The sequence below is a fragment of the Bacillus sp. HMF5848 genome (assembly GCF_003944835.1).
GTDB lineage: Bacteria > Bacillota > Bacilli > Bacillales > HMF5848 > HMF5848.
Map to the genome: position 1 here is coordinate 105,001 of NZ_RWIV01000001.1, position 20,826 is coordinate 125,826.

Genomic DNA, 20,826 nt, shown 5'->3' on the forward strand with positions numbered 1-20,826 from the left:
CAACACTTCATTTTACCAAAATTGTAAATGGTGAAAAGACAGAAGTTCATCTATGCGAGCAGTGTGCACATGACAAGGGAGACATGTTTATGTTTCCTGGTAGTGCCGATTTCTCAATCCATAATTTATTAGCAGGTTTACTTAACATGGAACCACCAGTTTCAGACAATCAAACGCAACATAATGCGTTTGAATCAAAAGAAGTACTTCAATGTGATCGGTGTAAAATGACTTTTCAGCAGTTTAAAAAGGTTGGTCGCTTTGGTTGTTCGCAGTGCTACAGTACGTTTAGTGAACAGCTTTCACCTATTTTGAGGCGCCTTCATAGTGGGAATACATATCACGGAGGTAAAATACCAACTCGCATAGGTGGTACACTTCATTTACGTAAAGAGCTAGATAATTTGAAACAAAGCTTACAAAATCATATACAGCGAGAAGAGTTCGAGCTAGCAGCAGAGGTTCGCGATAAAATACGTACTATTGAAAGGCGTCTGAAAACTAATAGAGGGGAGGATATATAATTATGTCCCTTGAACGTTTTATGAATAAAGCGGTAAGTTCATGGATGAGTCAGGAAGGTCCTGATTCAGACATTGTATTAAGTAGTCGCATACGTCTTGCTCGTAACTTAAAAAGCTATCTATTTCCTACTGTCTTCTCTCACGAAGAAGCCCGGGATATTGTTGAAAATTTTCATGCAATATTAAATACAAAACCGTTTCCTGAGCATTTCGGTAGTTTTGAATTGCTAAAGATGGATGATTTACAAACAATTGAAAAGCGTGTATTGGTAGAAAAGCATTTAATTAGTCCTACACTTGCTGAAGATGCAGCTTTCGGTGCTTGCATACTATCTGAAAATGAAGAAGTTAGTATTATGATTAATGAAGAAGACCATATACGAATTCAGTGCTTATTCCCAGGGTACCAACTAACTGAAGCACTATACGCTGCTAACCAGTTAGATAATTCTATAGAAGCAAAAGTCGATTTCGCATTTGATGAGGAAAGAGGATATTTAACTAGCTGTCCTACAAATGTTGGTACGGGGCTTCGAGCGTCTGTTATGATGCATTTACCAGCCTTGGTATTGACCCAACAATTGAATCGTATTGTGCCAGCCATTAATCAACTTGGTTTAGTTGTTCGTGGTATTTATGGTGAGGGTAGTGAAGCACTTGGTAATATTTTTCAAATATCAAACCAAATCACTTTAGGAAAATCAGAGGAAGATATTGTAGGCGATCTAGAAAGTGTTGTTACACAGCTAATTTCACAAGAACGCCAAGCAAGAGAAGCATTAGTTAAGACGTCTGGCATACAATTAGAAGACAGAGTGTTTCGTTCTTATGGTACATTAGCGCACAGTCGTATCATAGAGACTAAGGAAGCTGCGCAATGTTTGTCAGATGTTCGACTCGGTATTGATTTAGGCTTTATTAAAGACATATCACGAAATATTCTAAATGAACTAATGATTTTAACGCAGCCAGGATTTTTACAGCAGTATGCAGGAGGTCCACTCAAACCGCACGATAGGGACATAAGGCGGGCAACCCTCATACGAGAGAGATTTAAGCTAGAGGAACATAAATAAAATAGGTCAGGGAGGTTCACGTTATGATGTTTGGACGCTTTACAGAGCGCGCACAAAAGGTGTTAGCCCTTGCTCAAGAAGAGGCTGTTAGATTAGGTCATAATAATATTGGTACTGAACATATTTTGCTAGGATTAACTCGTGAAGGTGAGGGTATTGCTGCTAAAGCTTTAGCAGCATTAGGCCTTGGCATTGACAAAATTCAAGAAGAGGTTGAAGCGCTAATCGGTCGTGGTCATGAAAAAACACAAACAATCCATTATACTCCGAGAGCTAAAAAGGTTATTGAGCTATCAATGGATGAGGCGAGAAAGCTTGGACACTCTTATGTAGGAACTGAGCATATTTTATTAGGCTTAATTCGCGAGGGTGAAGGGGTTGCCGCTCGTGTTTTAAATAATTTGGGAGTCAGTCTAAACAAAGCCCGTCAACAGGTGTTACAGCTTTTAGGTAGCAATGAGTCTGGTGTGAATCATCAAGGTGGCTCTCAGGCAGCTGCAAACACACCTACTTTAGATAGTTTGGCACGTGATTTAACAGCTATCGCGAGGGAAGGTTCTTTAGACCCTGTTATTGGGCGTAGTAAAGAGATTCAACGTGTCATTGAAGTACTTTCTAGACGAACAAAAAATAACCCTGTTCTAATTGGGGAGCCTGGAGTCGGGAAAACAGCAATTGCTGAAGGCTTAGCTCAACAAATTGTTAATAATGAAGTACCTGAAACTTTGCGAGATAAGCGTGTGATGACTTTAGATATGGGGACGGTTGTAGCAGGTACAAAATATCGCGGTGAGTTTGAGGACCGTCTGAAAAAGGTAATGGATGAAATCCGACAAGCAGGTAACATTATACTGTTTATTGATGAATTGCACACACTGATTGGAGCAGGTGGGGCAGAGGGTGCTATCGACGCATCAAATATATTAAAGCCATCTCTTGCACGTGGTGAACTACAGTGTATTGGTGCTACAACTTTAGATGAATATCGTAAGTATATTGAGAAGGATGCAGCCCTTGAGAGACGTTTCCAACCTATCCAAGTGGATGAGCCAAATATGGAAGAATCAGTGCAAATTCTGAAAGGATTGCGTGATCGATACGAGGCTCATCACCGTGTTTCTATTACAGATGAAGCGATTGATGCTGCTGTTAAGTTATCTGACCGATACATCTCAGACAGGTTTTTACCGGATAAAGCAATCGATTTAATTGATGAGGCAGGGTCAAAGGTTAGACTTCGTTCTTACACAACACCACCTAACTTAAAAGAATTAGAACAAAAACTTGAGGAAGTACGTAAAGAAAAGGATGCCGCTGTTCAAAGTCAAGAGTTTGAAAAAGCAGCAAGTCTTCGTGATATGGAGCAGAAGCTACGTGAGCAATTAGAGGAAACAAAAAACACTTGGAAAGAAAAACAAGGAAAAGAAAACTCAGAAGTAACAGTAGAAGACATTGCACGTGTTGTATCAAGCTGGACGGGGATTCCTGTATCAAAATTAGCTGAAACAGAAACAGCAAAGCTACTTAACATGGAATCTATTCTTCATTCACGTGTAATTGGTCAAGAAGAAGCTGTTAAAGCTGTTGCGAAGGCTGTTCGCCGTGCACGTGCAGGCTTAAAAGACCCTAAACGTCCAATCGGCTCATTTATATTCCTAGGTCCAACCGGTGTAGGTAAAACAGAATTAGCAAGGGCTTTGGCTGAATCTATTTTTGGAGACGAAGATGCCATGATCCGCATAGATATGTCGGAATATATGGAGAAACATTCAACATCGCGCCTAGTTGGTTCGCCTCCTGGTTATGTAGGATATGAGGAAGGTGGACAGCTAACAGAAAAGGTTCGTCGTAAACCTTACTCTGTTGTGTTGCTAGATGAGATTGAGAAGGCACATCCTGATGTGTTTAATATTTTACTACAAGTACTTGAAGATGGTCGTCTAACGGATTCAAAAGGAAGAACGGTTGATTTCCGTAACACAATCCTTATTATGACATCTAACGTAGGCGCATCGACCTTGAAGCGTAATAAATATGTTGGTTTTAATGTACAAGACGAAGATCAAGATTACAAAGATATGAAAAAGAAAGTTCTCGATGAATTGAAAAAAGCATTCCGGCCTGAATTCCTTAATCGTATAGATGAGATGATTGTATTCCACTCGTTAGAGAAAAAGCATCTTAAAGACATTATAACTTTACTGTTAGATCATCTAACTAAGCGTTTAAAAGAGCATCATATTGATTTAGTCTTATCAGACACAGCAAAAGAAAAATTAGCTGAAGAGGGATATGACCCTGAGTATGGAGCGAGACCGTTACGTCGTGCTATTCAAAAACACGTAGAAGACCGCTTATCTGAGGAACTTTTAAAAGGTACGATAGAAAAAGGTCAGCAAGTGCATATGGACATAGTCGATGGAGAGTTTGTCGTAAAGCCAGCAGAAAAAATCAAACAATAATAATTTTTTAGGGTACGCGTGACTATGCGTACCCTATTATCTATATAATAAAGACTCGCTATTATTTTAGTATGGAGATATGGTGTGTTAGAAATAAAAACAGGCCAAGCTTAATAGGCATGATGTCCTAAAATAATCAATATACATACAGAAAGGACTATTTTGATATGGCAAAGCGTAAAACAAAATTCATCTGCCAATCGTGTGGATATGAATCAGCAAAATGGATGGGGAAATGCCCAGGATGTGGCAGTTGGAACTCAATGACAGAAGAAAGGGAACCTGCTAGTCAAGGGAAAAGAGGAGCCTTTTTGCATACTGCACATGATGTTAAATCAAAACCTGAAGCATTACCATCTATAGAAACATCAGAAGAACCAAGATTTTTAACACAATTAGCAGAGTTTAACCGTGTACTTGGCGGTGGAATAGTTCGAGGATCTTTAACGCTAATTGGAGGGGACCCTGGAATTGGTAAATCTACATTGCTATTGCAAGTTTCTGCTCAATTAGCAAGAGGTGATCAGCAAAAGGTCTTGTATATATCTGGAGAAGAATCTATTAAGCAAACAAAAATGCGTGCGGAACGCTTAGGTGTTATTACCCCACATTTATATGTTTTAGCAGAAACGGATTTAGGGAATATTAAAGATTGGATTGACGAAACCAAACCCTCTTTTGTGATTATCGATTCAATCCAAACTATTTATCATCCTGAAGTCACAAGTGCACCAGGCAGTGTCTCACAAGTTAGGGAATGTACGGCTGAATTAATGCAAATAGCAAAAACTAGGGGAATTGCTGTTTTTATCGTAGGGCACGTTACGAAGGAAGGTGCGATTGCCGGACCACGTATACTTGAGCATATGGTTGATACTGTCCTGTACTTTGAAGGAGAACGACATCATACGTATCGTATTTTACGTGCTGTAAAAAATCGTTTTGGTTCTACGAATGAGCTTGGTATTTTTGAAATGAAAGAATCAGGTTTGGAGGAAGTAACAAATCCGTCAGAAATTTTCCTTGAAGAGAGGTCGCAAGGTGCATCTGGATCAACAGTCGTGGCATCAATGGAGGGTACAAGACCTGTACTTGTTGAAATTCAAGCACTTATTTCCCCTAGTAGTTTTGGTAATCCAAAGCGAATGGCAACAGGAATAGACCATAATCGGGTATCTTTATTAATGGCTGTCTTAGAAAAACGTGTAGGTATGCTGTTACAGAATCATGATGCATATTTAAAAGTAGCTGGTGGTGTAAGAATTGATGAACCGGCTATCGATTTATCCATTGTTGTTAGTATTGCCTCAAGCTTCCGTGATAAGCCTACGAACCCAACGGATGTTATTGTAGGTGAGGTAGGATTAACAGGTGAGATTCGCCGGGTCTCTCGTATAGAGCAGCGTGTGATTGAGGCAAAAAAGCTCGGTTTTAAAAGAGTTATTTTGCCGAAAAAGAATTTAGGAGGCTGGGAGGTACCTGCAGGCATAGAAGTTATAGGTGTCGATACTGTACCGGAAGCCCTCCAATATGCTTTAGGAGGCTAATGATGACTGAATTAATGGTGAATGATAAAGAGCTTCGTGATATTTTACAATTTATTTCACCAGGTTCACAAATTCGAGCGGGTATTGATAATGTACTACGTGCCAAGACAGGTGGATTAATTGTTGTAGGATATAACGATAAGGTGAAGGCTATTGTTGACGGAGGGTTTTATATAAACTGTCACTTTACCCCCGCATCCCTCTATGAGCTTGCAAAAATGGATGGTGCCATAATTCTAAATGACCAAGGGACGAAAATTTTATATGCAAATGCTCAGTTAGTTCCAGACCCCTCTATCTTATCCACGGAAACAGGGATGCGCCACAGAACAGCAGAACGAACTGCTAAGCAAACAAATAAACTCGTCATAGCTATCTCACAAAGACGTAACGTTATAACGGTATATAAAAACGAGTTTCGCTATGCTCTACGTGAGATGGGAGTTATTTTAACAAAAGCAAACCAAGCTCTGCAAACATTAGACAAATATAAGCTGGTGCTAGACCAGTCATTTGTAACTTTAGGAGCTCTTGAGTTCGAGAATCTTGTCACATACACAGAAGTATTACAAGTATTGCATCGAATTGAAATGGTTCTTCGGATTAAAAATGAAATAGAAGGATACGTAAATGAACTTGGAACGGAAGGACGTTTGATTTGCCTTCAGATGGATGAACTGTTACACGATGTAGAAAAAGAAGCAGCCTTACTTATTAAAGACTATTGTAGTAGTGATGATATTGATGTGATGACTCAAATGGCACAATTACAAGAGTTATCAAACAATGATTTACTAAATGATAATATACTCATGAGATTGCTAGGGTATCCTATTCATACGGATGTGGAGGATAGTATATTTCCAAGAGGTTACCGAGTTCTCCATAAAATCCCAAGGCTTCCAACGATCATTATCGAGAATTTAGTTCAGTCATTTAAAAATTTGAAACATATTGTAGACGCATCCGTAAATGAATTAGATGAAGTTGAAGGTATTGGAGAAATACGAGCTCGAAAGATACAAGAAGGACTAAAAAGAATTCATCAACAGCTATCTATCGATAGAAGATTGTAAAAAATATAGGGAGTTTGTTTCGTTGACTGTTATGTGGCTTGGTGATACGCTGAGTTTATGTAAATAAATTCAAATGATTTTCATAAAAATGATGTTTCAATTGCAAAAAAATGTAACATACTGACTAAAAGGAGGTGACCATATTTGTTAAAAAGGATTGTTCAGTTGTTTTTCTTAATTGTTGGTACGATGTTAGGGATATTTTTCATACCTGATCTAATGAGAATTTTAAACTTTGATCAGTATGCTTTCATTGATAATCCCTATACATCAGCAGTCTTAGGAGCTATTATATTTTTTGTTATTACATTTTGGCTTGTTGATTATGTCGTGAATTTCGTTCATTGGCTTGAGGAGATATTAATTAAGGCACCAGTTACAGACGTTATATTTGGAAGCTTAGGTTTAGTGTTAGGATTAATAGTCGCATATTTGTTTGTAATCCCATTAAGAAGTATTCCGTTCCAAGTACTCAATACAGTAGTTCCTTTAGCATTAACGGTATTATTAGGGTATTTAGGGTTTCAAGTAGGCTTCAAAAAGCGAGATGAATTACTTCAGCTTTTTACACCTGCTAATAAGTCTTCCAAAAAACGAGGTAATGATGAAGACCGCATCGATAGAACGATGAAAATACTAGATACGAGTGTGATTATTGATGGTCGCATTGCGGATATATGCCAAACCGGCTTTTTAGATGGTACGATTGTTATTCCTCAATTTGTATTAGAAGAACTTCAGCATATTGCTGACTCATCTGATGTACTAAAGCGAAATCGAGGGCGACGCGGGTTAGATATTTTAAATCGAATTCAAAAAGAACTAGCTGTGAATGTTGAAATATATGAAGGTGATTTTGAAGACATTCAAGAAGTAGATAGCAAGCTTGTAAAACTTGCTAAGCTATTACAAGGTGCTGTTGTAACTAATGACTTTAATTTAAATAAAGTATGTGAGCTTCAGGGAGTGGGCGTTTTAAATATTAATGATTTAGCCAATGCGGTTAAGCCTGTTGTCTTACCTGGAGAAGAAATGAATGTACAAGTTATTAAAGATGGTAAAGAGCATAATCAAGGAATTGCTTATCTAGATGATGGTACGATGATTGTAGTAGAAGATGGTCGAGATTATATTGGAAAAAGAATTGATGTGTTAGTGACAAGTGTTCTACAAACATCTGCAGGACGCATGATTTTTGCAAAGCCAAAACTATTGGAAAAGGCTTTATAATATTCTATGTAAAGCAATTTTAGGAGCGTAACGATGGAGTATCATGTAATTATACCAGCAGCGGGGCAAGGAACACGCATGAAGGCTGGGAAAAACAAGCAATTTATTTTACTGAATGACAAGCCTGTTATTATTCATACTTTATCAATTTTTGAAAAAGCCGATAACTGTGCAGGAGTCATTATTGTTTGTAATAAAGCTGAAAAACAGCAAATTCAAGATTTAATCATCGAATATAATATTACTAAAGTAAAGGCTATAGTATCTGGGGGGAAAGAGCGGCAGAACAGTGTGTGGAATGGTTTAAAAGCATTGCAGGACATAACAAATAGCACATTGGTTCTTGTACATGATGGTGCGCGACCCTTCGTTACACAGTCAATGCTAAACAATCTAGTTCAAGTAGCGGAGCGAAATGGAGCTGCCACTGTTGCTGTTCCAGTAAAGGATACTATTAAACGAGTCAAAGATCATGCTGTGATCGAAACATTGGAAAGATCAAGCTTGTGGGCTATTCAGACGCCACAAGCTTTTCACATGCCATTGCTTTTTTCAGCACATCAACAAGCTGAGGATACAAATTATGTAGGTACAGATGATGCTAGTCTAGTTGAAAAGCTGGGACAGGCAGTTAAAATAGTAGAAGGTGATTATAGAAATATTAAGCTCACTACACCTGAGGATATGCTCTATGCCAATGCCATCTTAGCAGAGTGGTAGTAGAGAGTGAAAAAGGTCGGATGTGTTATAAGGAGAGGATACTATGTTTAGAATTGGGCAAGGCTACGATGTTCATCAATTGGTAGAAGGTAGACCACTAATAATAGGTGGCATAACAATTCCTCATGAAAAAGGACTGTTAGGACATTCTGATGCAGATGTTCTATTACATACTATTGCTGACGCTTGTTTAGGAGCCATCGCAGAAGGTGATATAGGGAAGCATTTCCCAGATACGGATGCGGCTTATAAAGATGCCGACTCAAAGGAGTTACTTACACATGTTTGGCAGATTGTAAAGAAAAAAGGGTATACTTTAGGTAATATTGATTGTGTTATTATTGCTCAAAAGCCTAAAATGGCACCATATATAGAGGAAATGCGCGAAGTGATTGCTAATATTCTTGAGGCCTCTACTGAACAAGTAAATGTGAAGGCAACTACGACAGAAAAATTAGGGTTTACGGGCCGTGAAGAAGGGATTGCATCACAAGCAACTGTATTGCTAATGAAACAATAGCGAACAAAAGCTGTTTCATGTACAATATAGATTGTTACTTAACGTATGGAGGGACAACTATGTCAAATGAGATTCGTGTAAGATATGCCCCAAGTCCAACTGGGCATTTACATATAGGAAATGCGCGCACAGCATTATTTAACTACTTATTTGCTCGCAGCCAAAACGGCACTTTTGTTATTCGTATTGAAGATACAGATCAAAAGCGAAATATCGAAGGCGGCGAAGAGAGTCAATTAAAATACTTGAAATGGTTAGGCATGGAATGGGATGAAAGTGTTGATGTAGGTGGAGAATATGGCCCGTATCGTCAATCCGAGCGACTACCTATCTACAAACAATACTATGAAGAGCTACTAGAAAAAGGCTTAGCGTATAAGTGTTATTGTACGGAAGAGGAACTTGAAAAAGAACGTGAGGAACAACTGGCTAAAGGTCAAACACCAGCTTATTCTAAAAAGTGTTGTAGCCTAACTGTGTCCGAACAAGAAGCTAAGCAAGCAGAAGGTCGTCAAGCAAGTATTCGTTTTAAAGTGCCAGCAGGAAGAATATATAGTTTTAATGACCTTGTCAAAGGTGATGTTTCTTTTGAATCAGACGGAATCGGTGATTGGGTTATTGTAAAAAAAGATGGCATGCCGACATATAACTTTGCTGTGGCAGTGGATGATCATTTAATGAAAATATCACACGTTTTACGTGGGGATGATCACATTTCAAATACACCGAAGCAGCTTATGATTTATGAAGCGCTAGGTTGGGATGCGCCACAGTTTGGTCATATGACTCTTATTGTAAACGAAGATAAGAAAAAGCTTTCAAAGCGTGACGAAACAATTATTCAGTTTATTGAGCAATACGAAGAGCTAGGGTACTTACCGGAGGCATTATTCAATTTTATTGCGCTTCTAGGCTGGTCACCTGGTGGAGAACAAGAAATTTTTACAAAAGATGAATTCGTATCAATTTTTGATGTGAAACGACTTTCTAAATCTCCAGCTGTTTTTGATCGCCAAAAGCTAACTTGGATGAACAATCAGTATGTGAAAAGCTGTGATCTTGATAGACTAATTGAACTCACTATGCCTCATTTAGAAAGAGCTGGGCTTCTTGAAGGGAAAACGGAACAATGGGCCCGCGAACTAATTGAGTTGTACCAAGAAAAAATGAGTTTTGCAGCTGAAATAGTGGAATTGTCTGATGTTTTCTTTAAAGATGAGTTATCTTTTGACGAAGAGTCAAAAGAGGTTATTGAAGGCGAGCAAGTTCCAGTTATCTTAGAAGCACTTATAAAAGAATTAGAAAGTCTTGAGAGCTTCGAAGCGGATAATATAAAAGCAGCGGTAAAGAACGTACAAAAGCAAACGGGCCAAAAGGGCAAAAATCTATTCATGCCAATACGAATAGCGGCAACTGGGCAAATGCATGGACCAGACCTTATGAAATCTATTGCATTATTAGGTAAGGAAAATGTTATTAATCGAATGAGCAAATTGCTTAGTTAACAAATTGCTTAAAATGTAATATAGTATGTTATATATACGAACGTTGAAGAGGACGAGTAAAAAAGGGATAGCTTTTTTAGAGAAAACCACCACAGGCTGAAAGTGGTTTAAGCACACCTTTTTGAAATGCCCCTCTGAGTCTTTTGCTGAACGAGGATTACTAGTAAGCAAAAGCGGGATTTCCCGTTATCAAATTAAGTTGGGACAACAAGCTTTTCAAGCTCGCTTTGCTTTTCTTTGTCCAAACAGAGTGGAACCGCGCGAATGAAAGCGTCTCTGTGTGCATGGCACGTAGAGGCGCTTTTTTTGTATCTTGGAAAAGAAAGATATAAGTGTTACACAAAGATACTGTTGTCTAGAGAGTCTATATAGTCATTGTGATCAGTTCTATGAGACAGGTGTTTTTAACGTTAAGAAAGTAAAAATTTTTAACCTAGATCAGTGTCTAGCTTCAGGCGCCAACAGCTCAAGGGGAAAATACAAATCAATTTTTCCTTGGACATAAGGGCAATCGCCTCTGGAAGTCGGGGTTTCCGATACGCTCGTCTTGTGCTTGTTGCCGTTAGGCGGGCGCCTTGCGCTTTTCTTCACTAAGCTACCTAATTCAGTGCTTTTTATTAAAAGGGGGGACATCATTGCTAAAAAAACTTAAGGAAGATATTGAGGTTATTTTTGAGCAAGATCCAGCTGCAAGAAGCTATTTTGAGGTTATGTTGACATACTCAGGATTACATGCACTGTGGTCTCACCGTATGGCACATTGGTTTTATAAACATAAATTATTTTTTGTTGCACGCCTTATATCGCAGGTTAGTCGCTTTTTTACCGGGATAGAGATTCACCCAGGTGCACAAATAGGTCGTCGTTTTTTTATTGACCATGGTATGGGTATTGTGATAGGTGAAACGTGTGAAATTGGTGATAATGTAACTATATATCAAGGTGTTACATTAGGTGGTACGGGCAAAGAAAAAGGCAAACGTCACCCAACAATTAAAGACAATGTGTTAATTGCTAGCGGCGCAAAAGTCCTTGGCTCCATCACAGTTGGGGCAAATTCAAAGATCGGTGCAGGCTCTGTGGTTTTAAAGGATGTCCCTGAAAACTCAACTGTTGTAGGAATACCTGGCCAAGTCGTCATTCAAAATGGAGTGAAAATAAAAAATCTCAATCATGGTGATTTACCTAATCCTGTAGGAGATCGGTTAAAAGCGATGGATGAAGAGATTCAAATGCTAAGAAGTGAGCTTGAAGCTTTAAAAGGAGGTAGTACAGATGACAATTCAAATTTATAATACGTTAACTAGAAAAAAAGAGCCATTTATCCCGATAGAAGAGGGTAAAGTAAAAATGTATGTCTGTGGTCCAACAGTTTACAATTATATTCATATCGGTAATGCGCGTGCTGCAATCGTATTTGATACAGTACGTAATTATCTTGAGTATAGAGGGTATGATGTACAATACGTTTCTAATTTTACAGATGTGGATGATAAGCTAATACGTGCTGCAAATGAGCTGGGTGAGACAGTCCCTCAGGTAGCAGATCGATTTATTGAAGCTTATTATGAAGATACATCTGCACTAGGATGCCGGAAAGCTGATGTACATCCACGGGTTATGGAGCACATGGATATCATAGTTAGCTTTATTCAGACGCTAATTGAGAAAGGATTTGCATATGAGTCGGGAGGCGATGTGTATTATAAAACTCGCCATTTTGAATCATATGGTAAACTATCTCATCAGTCGATTGACGAATTAAAAGTGGGTGCGCGTATTGACGTTGGTGAGAAAAAGCAAGATGCTTTAGATTTTGCTTTATGGAAGGCAGCCAAAGAAGGAGAAATCTATTGGGAAAGCCCTTGGGGGAATGGACGTCCAGGCTGGCATATCGAATGCTCTGCTATGGCACGTAAATATTTAGGGGATACAATTGACATTCATGCTGGCGGACAGGATTTAACATTCCCGCATCATGAAAATGAAATTGCTCAATCTGAAGCATTAACAGGGAGGCCGTTCGCCAACTACTGGATGCATAATGGTTACTTAAATATTGATAATGAAAAAATGTCTAAGTCCTTGGGCAATTTCGTTCTTGCCCATGATGTAATCAAGCAATATGACCCACGGGTACTTCGCTTCTTCATGTTAAGTGTTCATTATCGTCATCCTATTAATTATAATACTGAGCTTTTAGATAGTTCACAAAATGGCTTTGAACGTATTCAAACAGCGTATCAAAATTTAAAACACCGCCTAGGAAGTTGTGCAAACTTAACACATGATGATGAACAATGGCTAAAAGTTATTCACGATCTTCGTGACACCTTTATTCGCGAAATGGATGATGACTTTAATACAGCGAATGCAATATCTGTTTTATTTGATTTTGCAAAACAAGCAAATTTGTATTTACAAGAGCAAAACACATCTGAACAGATAATTGAAGCATTTCTTGATCAGTTTGAAGCATTACTAATTGTTCTTGGTATTGAAATAGATACAGAAGAGCTCCTCGATGAGGATATAGAAGCACTAATTGAAAAGAGGAATGAGGCACGGAAAAATCGTGACTTTGCTCTTTCTGATGAAATTCGGGATGAGTTAAAGGCCCGCAATATAATTCTTGAGGATACGCCTCAAGGTACTAGATGGAAGCGGGGGTAGTTATGTCAAAAATAGATACAAAGATGCTCAATGCTTTAGCTTTAGCTTATATGGGGGATGCCGTCTATGAAGTTTTCATACGGCATCATCTCCTTGAAACTGGGGCGGTTAAACCTCAACAGTTACATCAAAAAGCAAAGCAATATGTGTCTGCTAAAGCACAAGCGTTTATTATACGAGAGATGCTAGAGCAAACTATATTATCAGATGAGGAAGAAGCTGTAGTTCGTCGTGGACGTAATGCTAAAAGTCATACTACACCGAAAAATACTGATGTAGTAACGTATAAGGTTGCAACAGGCTTTGAATCTTTGATAGGCTATCTTTATTTAATTAAACAGACGGATAGGTTAGAGGAATTAATGATAAAATCTGTGCAGATTATTGAAGGAAGAAAGGAGGGGTAACATATGGCTCATGAACAGGAATTTATAATGGGGAAGAATGCTGTACTTGAGGCGTTGAAATCGGAGCGTCCTGTACATAAAGTTTGGATTGCTGAAGGAGCGCAAAAAGCAGGAATGCAGCCAATTATTCAGCTATCTAAACAAGCGGGCGTTCTGTTACAATACGTACCTCGAAAAAAAATTGATCAAATGGTTGAGGGAACGCATCAAGGGGTTGTTGCTCAAGTAGCAGCTTATCAATATGCTGAACTCGATGATATTATACAACTCGCTAAATCAAGAGAAGAGCAGCCTTTTGTTATTATATTAGATGAACTTGAGGATCCTCACAATTTAGGCTCTATATTAAGAACGTGTGATGCTGTTGGTGCACATGGGATAATTATTCCTAAGCGTAGATCAGTAGGTCTTACATCTACTGTAGCGAAAGCATCAACAGGGGCAATTGAATATGTTCCAGTAGCAAGAGTAACGAATTTGTCCCGCACCCTTGATGAGTTAAAGGATCTAGGGTTATGGATTGTTGGGACAGATGCGTCAGGACGTGACGACTATCGAAATCTTGATGGAGCTATGGCGATTGGCTTAGTTATAGGTAGTGAAGGTAAAGGTATGAGTCGCCTTGTAAAAGAAAAATGTGACTTCTTAGTATCTTTGCCTATGGTCGGAAAGGTCACATCGTTAAATGCGTCTGTCGCAGCAGGCTTGTTAATGTACGAAGTGTTCCGTAAACGTCACTCCTTAGGAGAGTAAACGTTATGGACATACTGCTTGTGGATGGCTACAACGTGATTGGGGCATGGCCTGAGCTTAGGGCGAAAAAAGATACCGATCTAGCTTCCGCACGCGAAATACTTATCGACAAAATGGCAGAGTATAAAGCGTATACGGGCTTTCGAGTAATCATTGTCTTTGATGCGCACCTTGTGAAAGGAATTGAAAAAAAATTAACAAAGCATCAAGTCGATGTAATTTATACTCGTGAAAATGAGACAGCTGATGAACGAATTGAAAAATTAGCAAAGGAATTAATAAATCGTCGCACAAGGATTCATGTTGCGACTTCAGATTTTACAGAACAGACAACGATATTCTCGCAGGGCGCACTAAGAAAGTCGGCACGTGAACTACTTACAGAGATGCGAGAAATTGAACGGAATATTTCAAAAAATGTCCAGAAGTCTGTTGAAAAAAAACCTCGTTCAACAATTCCTTTATCAGATGATATCGCTAAAACCTTTGAAAAGTGGCGGAGGGGGGAACGGTAAGCGGTTGCGTCGAGGCGCACTCTACTGTATAATATTTCTATCTAGGTGTGTGGTCGGGGGGATCGGCGTGACTTCTAACAGCCAGAGAAAGCCAAGCCAACGATTTGAACAAATTGAAGATGAAGAAATTGTTGAATTTGTTCATAATGGTGATAGTGAAGCGCTAGACTATTTAATTCATAAATATCGTAATTTCGTTCGTGCTAAGGCCAGGTCTTATTTTTTAATCGGTGCCGATCGGGAAGATATAGTTCAAGAAGGCATGATCGGTCTGTATAAAGCGATACGTGATTTTAAAGAGGACAAGCTGACAAGCTTCAAAGCGTTCGCTGAATTATGTATCACGAGGCAGATTATTACAGCCATAAAAACTGCTACCCGACAAAAGCATATTCCTCTTAATTCCTATGTTTCTTTGGACAAGCCTATCTATGATGAGGAATCAGATCGAACATTACTAGATGTTATTTCGGGCGTGAAAGTGACAGATCCTGAAGAGTTGATTATTAATCAAGAAGAGTTTGATGATATAGAACTAAAGATGGTTGAATTATTAAGTGACCTAGAACGAAAAGTTTTAGCATTATATCTGGATGGTAGATCATACCAGGAAATTTCTGAAGAGCTTAATCGTCACGTTAAATCAATTGATAATGCTCTACAACGTGTGAAGCGTAAACTAGAGAGATATCTAGCCATCCGCGAGCTCACTTTATAGAATAATAATGATAGAGCAGTTGACATATCGACCTATAATGATATTGTTCTAACTGGCAGCTTATTGACAGCCTGTACCCTCTGTGATACAGTTTTGTAAGGTGTTAAAAAGAATAAATAGGTCGGTGTTCATCTTGGCGCTAAAAATTGTATTATCATGTCAAGATTGTGGAAGTCGAAACTATACAACTTCAAAGAGTTTTGATGTGAGGGATGAGCGTCTACAAACTAAGAAATACTGCAAGGTTTGTAAAGCTCACACAGTCCATAAAGAATCAAAATAATATAGATCAGTAATCTATGTAATAGTTTCCGGAGGGTATTAGAATGAAACGCATGATTAATTTTCTGCGTGCAGTTGTACGCGAGATGAAGAAGGTTTCTTGGCCAAAACGTAAAGAGTTAACACGTTACACAATTACTGTATTAGCAACTGTTACGTTCGTAGCTGTATTTTTTGCCGTTATTGATTTAGGAATTTCAGAATTAATTCGATTTGTTATTGAATAAGAACCTATTTGCTATGGTATAATGGTAGATAATAGAAAGTGACGATTGAGCCCGGTTACACGGGTTTTTTCATTTGGTCAAAAAAACACGAGTAAGACAGTACGGCTAGTGGTTACTGATAAAACAAGTATAAACCTCATGACGCATGTGTTCTGAACTCGAAAAAAGTAAAACTATGCATAAAAAAATGTGAGTTTAGGGAGGGTTGGACGAATAGTCCTCATGGATGGAAAAGAATTGGTATGTAGTGCACACGTATTCTGGATATGAAAATAAAGTAAAAGCCAACTTAGAAAAACGTGTTGAATCGATGGCTATGCAAGATAAGATATTTAGAATAGTGGTGCCTGAAGAAGAAGAAACAGAAATTAAGAACGGTAAGCGTAAAGTAATGAAAAAGAAGGTTTTTCCAGGCTATGTGCTTGTTGAAATCGTTATGACAGATGATTCCTGGTATGTTGTTCGTAATACACCAGGGGTGACAGGGTTTGTTGGCTCCGCTGGTTCTGGCTCTAAACCAACACCATTGCTTAAAGAAGAAGTAGAAGTGATCTTAAAGCGTATGGGAATGGATGAGAAAAAAGTAGAAATTGACTTTGAGCTTAAACAGGTTGTTCGTGTTAAAGAAGGGCCGTTTGCTAATTTTACAGGTTCAATAGAAGAATTAGATAAAGATAAGCATAAGCTTAAAGTGCTAGTAAATATGTTTGGTCGAGAAACACCAGTTGAACTTGATTTTTCTCAAGTTGAAAAAATATAACTTGCTATTGTAATGAAAAAGTGATAATATTCTTTGAGTGTATGTCTCGACTTTAGTTGAGACGAGCTTTTGTACAACAGCTTATGTCTTGTACAAAATGAGTGGGAGGGTAAAAACCCTATTACCACATCACGGACTTTAAGGAGGTGTGTCTCGTGGCTAAAAAAGTTATTAAAATGGTAAAATTACAAATCCCTGCAGGGAAAGCTAACCCAGCACCACCAGTAGGACCTGCACTAGGTCAAGCGGGTGTTAACATCATGGGATTCTGTAAAGAGTTTAATGCACGTACAGCAGATCAAGCAGGTCTAATTATTCCTGTTGAGATTACGGTATTTGAAGACCGTTCATTTACATTTATTACGAAAACTCCACCTGCAGCTGTTCTTCTAAAAGTAGTAGCTGGTATCCAGTCTGGTTCTGGTGAACCAAACAAGAAAAAGGTTGCAACAGTTAAGCGTGATAAAGTACGTGAAATTGCTGAACAAAAAATGCAAGATCTTAACGCTGCAAGCGTTGAAGCTGCAATGCGCATGGTAGAAGGTACTGCGCGTAGCATGGGTATCGTTATTGAAGACTAATTAGTCTAAAGCTTTGAGGTTGCGGATAATATACATTTGACATTATTCGCAACCTTTTGTTACGTGGGAGGTTATTCCGCTAAAACCACAATATAGGAGGAAATAAAAATGGCTAAAAGAGGTAAAAAGTACGCTGAAGCTATCAAGCTTGTAGACCGTACAAAATCATACTCTGTTCAAGAAGCTATTGAACTTGTTAAAAAGACAAGTGTAGCTAAATTTGATGCAACTGTAGAAGTAGCGTTCCGTTTAGGTATTGATGTAAAGAAAGCTGACCAACAAATTCGTGGTGCAGTTGTACTACCGAATGGTACAGGTAAAACACAACGTGTATTAGTATTTGCTAAAGGTGAAAAAGCTAAAGAAGCTGAAGCTGCTGGCGCTGATTATGTAGGAGATACTGACTATATCAACAAAATCCAACAAGGTTGGTTTGATTTTGATGTAATCGTAGCTACTCCAGACATGATGGGTGAAGTTGGTAAGCTTGGTCGTGTATTAGGACCTAAAGGCTTAATGCCAAACCCTAAAACAGGTACAGTTACGTTTGATGTAACGAAAGCAGTGAATGAAATTAAAGCTGGTAAAGTTGAATACCGTGCTGATAAATCAGGTAACATTCATGTACCTATCGGCAAAGTTTCTTTCGACGACCAAAAACTTGTTGAAAACTTTACAACAATCTTTGAAACATTGCTTAAAGTTAAGCCGTCAGCTGCAAAAGGCACATATATGAGAAACATTTCTGTTACTTCAACTATGGGCCCTGGTGTGAAAGTTGATGCTTCTACTTTCGTAGTAGCAAAATAAGGAAATTGACATTAGCGACAACAGCACGTATAATAAATCGTGTTGTGTTGAAATAGATTTTAATAGTACCGTAGACAGTAGGTGCCGCATGGCTTAATTCCCTACCGAGGTGCGAGGTATATATTGTGACAACTTGTTTGTTGTTTCTTATTCCTCCATGTCTGCGTTCGTGTTGGCATGGGGGTTTTTATATGCACCGACCGGTACGATTTATTTTTACCTGAAAAATATAGGAGGTGTACAAATGAGCAGCGTAATCGAGTTAAAGAAACAGACAGTAGCAGAGATTTCTGATAAGTTTAAAGGCAGTGTGTCAACGATTGTTGTTGACTACCGTGGATTAAACGTTGCTGAAGTGACAGAACTTCGTAAACAACTTCGTGAGGCTGGCGTAGAGTTTAAAGTGTACAAAAACACAATGACTCGCCGTGCAGCAACTGAAGCAGGTCTTGAAGGACTTAACGAAGCGTTAACTGGCCCGAATGCGATCGCATTCAGTACAGAAGACGTTGTCGCTCCTGCTAAAATCTTAAATGATTTTGCTAAAAAACACGAAGCTTTAGAAATTAAAGCAGGTGTTATAGAAGGTAACGTAGCTTCAGTAGAAGATGTGAAGGCACTTGCTGAACTTCCATCACGCGAAGGCTTACTTTCTATGTTGCTTAGCGTTCTACAAGCGCCAATCCGCAATCTTGCTCTTGCTACAAAAGCAGTTGCAGACCAAAAAGAAGAACAAGGTGCTTAATAATATAGCATCCGCAGCTTAAAAAAGAACGACTTTAAAATAATACACTATTGAAAATTTAAGGAGGATATACAAAATGACTAAAGAACAAATCATTGAAGCAGTTAAAAATATGACTGTATTAGAATTAAACGACTTAGTAAAAGCTATCGAAGAAGAATTTGGTGTAACAGCTGCAGCTCCTGTTGCTGTAATGGGTGGCGCTGCTGCTCCAGCTGCTGAAGAGCAAACAGAATTTGACGTAGTTCTTACTAATGCTGGTGGTCAAAAAATTAAGGTTATCAAAGTTGTTCGTGAAATCACTGGTCTTGGCTTAAAAGAAGCTAAAGAACTTGTTGATAACACTCCAAAAGCAGTTAAAGAAGGAGCTTCTAAAGAAGAAGCTGAAGAAATCAAAGCGAAGCTTGAAGAAGTTGGCGCTGGCGTAGAAGTTAAGTAATTATTGTCACATTAAAAAAGCTCGCTAATTTAGCGAGCTTTTTTCTACATGTAGGAAATGCTATTAGGCTGCTGCAATATAATCCTCTACTTCAACCTGCAAATATTACACCAATAAAACATGATAAAGCTAGTGCAGAAAGTATTTTTCAATATAGGAGAGATGCAGATGACCGAACACTACTATACAAATAGTCCATCTGTTGAAAGTAATCGACAATCTTGGGTGTTTTCGCTTAAAGGTCATACGTTAAAATTCACGGTAGATAACGGTGTGTTTTCAAAAAAAGAAGTAGATTTTGGTTCGAGGGTTTTAATAGAAGCGTTTAAGGTGGCGGAAATAGAGGGGCCGATCTTAGATGTTGGTTGCGGGTATGGTCCTATAGGGTTAGTAATTGCTAAAGACAATCCAAATAGAATCGTACACATGGTAGATGTTAATGAAAGAGCTGTTGAGCTTGCTACCATTAATGCGGAGAGTAATCAAATTAGCAATGTGAAGGTTTATATGAGTGATGCCTTGAGTGCTGTAGAAAATAACTTTGCTTCTATATTAACTAACCCACCTATTAGGGCTGGGAAGCAGGTTGTTCATAAGATTTTCGAGCAAAGCTTTGACGCTTTGTTGCCCGATGGAGAGCTTTGGGTTGTTATTCAAAAAAAACAAGGTGCTCCTTCTGCAATAGATAAACTTAAACAATTATTCTCACGCGTAGATATCGTTGAGAAGCAAAAAGGATATTACATCATCAGAGCAAAAAAATCTTGACGAGAAAATTGCGCTATGATAGTATTATAAAATGCCAATATGTATTTATTTCCTGTGATGCTAAAAAAACTAATTGTATGTATAATTTTAGTATCAATGGAAAAGCTAATAAAATCAATAGTGCGTTTTAGAAAATGTGGTTTTTTTGATAGAAACCCTTTTTCTTTTTGTATTTTTTGTTTTACATACGGGATATCATCTCTGAGATAGCGAAGCTACTATTAAGTACTTAATAAAGTAGGTTAGTTTGTCCAACAGCTAGCATAACTATTTATAGTAGCCATTATTTATTGTATCATACCCGTTTTTAACTGCATTGGCAATGACTTTATAAAAAAAGCTGCCGGCAAAGAAATGTAATATTAGTCTCTGCTTTTGGATGAAGTAATGTTTTTTTTATCTCAGAATTAATATATTCTGATTTTTCCATAGGATTTGAAAGAAAAAATGTCTCGTGGGATTATAACTCATGATTTTGAGGGGTGAAT

General features: G+C 38.3%; 23 protein-coding genes and 2 other annotated features (1 of these 25 only partly in view). All 23 genes read left to right on the forward strand.

What is annotated here, in order from left to right; all coding sequences use genetic code 11:
* On the forward strand, window positions 1–524 hold the 3' portion of the coding sequence (locus EJF36_RS00515) for a UvrB/UvrC motif-containing protein (RefSeq protein WP_125904520.1). It extends 31 nt beyond the left edge of the window; only the last 524 of its 555 coding nucleotides appear in the window; the start codon falls outside the window, past its left edge; its stop codon occupies window positions 522–524.
* Window positions 525–526: 2 nt separating this feature from the next.
* Entirely contained in the window at window positions 527–1,600 is a 1,074-nt protein-coding gene (locus tag EJF36_RS00520) for a protein arginine kinase (protein ID WP_125904521.1), read from the forward strand.
* A 23-nt stretch (window positions 1,601–1,623) separates the two neighbouring features.
* Window positions 1,624–4,062, forward strand: a complete 2,439-nt coding sequence (clpC, locus tag EJF36_RS00525; RefSeq protein ID WP_125904522.1) for an ATP-dependent protease ATP-binding subunit ClpC — start codon at window positions 1,624–1,626, stop codon at window positions 4,060–4,062.
* Between the two features lie 167 nt (window positions 4,063–4,229).
* Window positions 4,230–5,609, forward strand: a complete 1,380-nt coding sequence (radA, locus tag EJF36_RS00530) for a DNA repair protein RadA (RefSeq protein ID WP_125904523.1) — start codon at window positions 4,230–4,232, stop codon at window positions 5,607–5,609.
* Between the two features lie 2 nt (window positions 5,610–5,611).
* Window positions 5,612–6,685, forward strand: a complete 1,074-nt coding sequence (gene disA / locus EJF36_RS00535) for a DNA integrity scanning diadenylate cyclase DisA (RefSeq protein WP_260471794.1) — start codon at window positions 5,612–5,614, stop codon at window positions 6,683–6,685.
* A gap of 144 nt (window positions 6,686–6,829) precedes the next feature.
* Window positions 6,830–7,915: a PIN/TRAM domain-containing protein gene (locus EJF36_RS00540; RefSeq protein ID WP_125904524.1), complete on the forward strand. Its 1,086-nt coding sequence runs from the start codon at window positions 6,830–6,832 to the stop codon at window positions 7,913–7,915.
* 33 nt (window positions 7,916–7,948) lie between these two features.
* Window positions 7,949–8,635, forward strand: a complete 687-nt coding sequence (gene ispD / locus EJF36_RS00545; protein WP_125904525.1) for a 2-C-methyl-D-erythritol 4-phosphate cytidylyltransferase — start codon at window positions 7,949–7,951, stop codon at window positions 8,633–8,635.
* A gap of 43 nt (window positions 8,636–8,678) precedes the next feature.
* Complete coding sequence (gene ispF / locus EJF36_RS00550; RefSeq protein ID WP_125904526.1) at window positions 8,679–9,155, forward strand: 2-C-methyl-D-erythritol 2,4-cyclodiphosphate synthase; 477 nt, start codon at window positions 8,679–8,681, stop codon at window positions 9,153–9,155.
* A 59-nt stretch (window positions 9,156–9,214) separates the two neighbouring features.
* On the forward strand, window positions 9,215–10,660 hold the full coding sequence (gltX, locus tag EJF36_RS00555) for a glutamate--tRNA ligase (protein ID WP_125904527.1): 1,446 nt from the start codon (window positions 9,215–9,217) through the stop codon (window positions 10,658–10,660).
* A 34-nt stretch (window positions 10,661–10,694) separates the two neighbouring features.
* Window positions 10,695–10,941, forward strand: a binding site (T-box leader).
* Between the two features lie 354 nt (window positions 10,942–11,295).
* On the forward strand, window positions 11,296–11,955 hold the full coding sequence (cysE, locus tag EJF36_RS00560) for a serine O-acetyltransferase (RefSeq protein WP_125904528.1): 660 nt from the start codon (window positions 11,296–11,298) through the stop codon (window positions 11,953–11,955).
* Window positions 11,936–13,333, forward strand: a complete 1,398-nt coding sequence (gene cysS / locus EJF36_RS00565; RefSeq protein WP_125904529.1) for a cysteine--tRNA ligase — start codon at window positions 11,936–11,938, stop codon at window positions 13,331–13,333. Before cysE ends, cysS begins: the two co-directional genes overlap by 20 nt.
* Window positions 13,334–13,335: 2 nt before the next feature.
* Complete coding sequence (locus EJF36_RS00570) at window positions 13,336–13,740, forward strand: Mini-ribonuclease 3 (protein ID WP_125904530.1); 405 nt, start codon at window positions 13,336–13,338, stop codon at window positions 13,738–13,740.
* Window positions 13,741–13,743: 3 nt separating this feature from the next.
* Window positions 13,744–14,493: a 23S rRNA (guanosine(2251)-2'-O)-methyltransferase RlmB gene (gene rlmB / locus EJF36_RS00575; protein WP_125904531.1), complete on the forward strand. Its 750-nt coding sequence runs from the start codon at window positions 13,744–13,746 to the stop codon at window positions 14,491–14,493.
* Window positions 14,494–14,498: 5 nt separating this feature from the next.
* Window positions 14,499–15,008: an NYN domain-containing protein gene (locus EJF36_RS00580; RefSeq protein WP_125904532.1), complete on the forward strand. Its 510-nt coding sequence runs from the start codon at window positions 14,499–14,501 to the stop codon at window positions 15,006–15,008.
* A gap of 67 nt (window positions 15,009–15,075) precedes the next feature.
* On the forward strand, window positions 15,076–15,726 hold the full coding sequence (sigH, locus tag EJF36_RS00585) for an RNA polymerase sporulation sigma factor SigH (RefSeq protein WP_125904533.1): 651 nt from the start codon (window positions 15,076–15,078) through the stop codon (window positions 15,724–15,726).
* A gap of 133 nt (window positions 15,727–15,859) precedes the next feature.
* Entirely contained in the window at window positions 15,860–16,009 is a 150-nt protein-coding gene (rpmG, locus tag EJF36_RS00590; RefSeq protein ID WP_125904534.1) for a 50S ribosomal protein L33, read from the forward strand.
* Window positions 16,010–16,052: 43 nt separating this feature from the next.
* Window positions 16,053–16,235, forward strand: a complete 183-nt coding sequence (secE, locus tag EJF36_RS00595) for a preprotein translocase subunit SecE (protein WP_125904535.1) — start codon at window positions 16,053–16,055, stop codon at window positions 16,233–16,235.
* Between the two features lie 226 nt (window positions 16,236–16,461).
* The gene (gene nusG / locus EJF36_RS00600) at window positions 16,462–16,995 is read left to right on the forward strand and encodes a transcription termination/antitermination protein NusG (protein ID WP_125904536.1); all 534 of its coding nucleotides are present in this window, start codon (window positions 16,462–16,464) and stop codon (window positions 16,993–16,995) included.
* A gap of 155 nt (window positions 16,996–17,150) precedes the next feature.
* Entirely contained in the window at window positions 17,151–17,576 is a 426-nt protein-coding gene (rplK, locus tag EJF36_RS00605; RefSeq protein ID WP_143002985.1) for a 50S ribosomal protein L11, read from the forward strand.
* Between the two features lie 108 nt (window positions 17,577–17,684).
* Window positions 17,685–18,386, forward strand: coding sequence for a 50S ribosomal protein L1 (rplA, locus tag EJF36_RS00610; RefSeq protein ID WP_125904538.1), 702 nt, complete (start codon window positions 17,685–17,687; stop codon window positions 18,384–18,386).
* Window positions 18,387–18,436: 50 nt separating this feature from the next.
* Window positions 18,437–18,585 (forward strand) — a sequence feature (ribosomal protein L10 leader region).
* A 45-nt stretch (window positions 18,586–18,630) separates the two neighbouring features.
* Window positions 18,631–19,131, forward strand: a complete 501-nt coding sequence (gene rplJ / locus EJF36_RS00615; RefSeq protein WP_125904539.1) for a 50S ribosomal protein L10 — start codon at window positions 18,631–18,633, stop codon at window positions 19,129–19,131.
* A 76-nt stretch (window positions 19,132–19,207) separates the two neighbouring features.
* On the forward strand, window positions 19,208–19,570 hold the full coding sequence (gene rplL / locus EJF36_RS00620) for a 50S ribosomal protein L7/L12 (protein WP_125904540.1): 363 nt from the start codon (window positions 19,208–19,210) through the stop codon (window positions 19,568–19,570).
* A gap of 168 nt (window positions 19,571–19,738) precedes the next feature.
* Window positions 19,739–20,338 carry a class I SAM-dependent methyltransferase gene (locus tag EJF36_RS00625; protein WP_125904541.1) on the forward strand — a complete coding sequence of 200 codons (600 nt, stop codon included), beginning with the start codon at window positions 19,739–19,741 and terminating at the stop codon, window positions 20,336–20,338.
* Window positions 20,339–20,826: the final 488 nt, after the last annotated feature.

Excerpts from the sequence above, each read along its gene's own strand:
- EJF36_RS00520 (WP_125904521.1), top strand. The coding sequence starts at position 527 with ATGTCCCTTGAACGTTTTATGAATAAAGCGGTAAGTTCATGGATGAGT.
- clpC (WP_125904522.1), top strand. The coding sequence starts at position 1,624 with ATGATGTTTGGACGCTTTACAGAGCGCGCACAAAAGGTGTTAGCCCTT.
- radA (WP_125904523.1), top strand. The coding sequence starts at position 4,230 with ATGGCAAAGCGTAAAACAAAATTCATCTGCCAATCGTGTGGATATGAA.
- disA (WP_260471794.1), top strand. The coding sequence starts at position 5,612 with ATGACTGAATTAATGGTGAATGATAAAGAGCTTCGTGATATTTTACAA.
- ispD (WP_125904525.1), top strand. The coding sequence starts at position 7,949 with ATGGAGTATCATGTAATTATACCAGCAGCGGGGCAAGGAACACGCATG.
- ispF (WP_125904526.1), top strand. The coding sequence starts at position 8,679 with ATGTTTAGAATTGGGCAAGGCTACGATGTTCATCAATTGGTAGAAGGT.
- gltX (WP_125904527.1), top strand. The coding sequence starts at position 9,215 with ATGTCAAATGAGATTCGTGTAAGATATGCCCCAAGTCCAACTGGGCAT.
- cysS (WP_125904529.1), top strand. The coding sequence starts at position 11,936 with ATGACAATTCAAATTTATAATACGTTAACTAGAAAAAAAGAGCCATTT.
- EJF36_RS00570 (WP_125904530.1), top strand. The coding sequence starts at position 13,336 with ATGTCAAAAATAGATACAAAGATGCTCAATGCTTTAGCTTTAGCTTAT.
- rlmB (WP_125904531.1), top strand. The coding sequence starts at position 13,744 with ATGGCTCATGAACAGGAATTTATAATGGGGAAGAATGCTGTACTTGAG.
- EJF36_RS00580 (WP_125904532.1), top strand. The coding sequence starts at position 14,499 with ATGGACATACTGCTTGTGGATGGCTACAACGTGATTGGGGCATGGCCT.
- secE (WP_125904535.1), top strand. The coding sequence starts at position 16,053 with ATGAAACGCATGATTAATTTTCTGCGTGCAGTTGTACGCGAGATGAAG.
- nusG (WP_125904536.1), top strand. The coding sequence starts at position 16,462 with ATGGAAAAGAATTGGTATGTAGTGCACACGTATTCTGGATATGAAAAT.
- rplA (WP_125904538.1), top strand. The coding sequence starts at position 17,685 with ATGGCTAAAAGAGGTAAAAAGTACGCTGAAGCTATCAAGCTTGTAGAC.
- rplJ (WP_125904539.1), top strand. The coding sequence starts at position 18,631 with ATGAGCAGCGTAATCGAGTTAAAGAAACAGACAGTAGCAGAGATTTCT.
- rplL (WP_125904540.1), top strand. The coding sequence starts at position 19,208 with ATGACTAAAGAACAAATCATTGAAGCAGTTAAAAATATGACTGTATTA.
- EJF36_RS00625 (WP_125904541.1), top strand. The coding sequence starts at position 19,739 with ATGACCGAACACTACTATACAAATAGTCCATCTGTTGAAAGTAATCGA.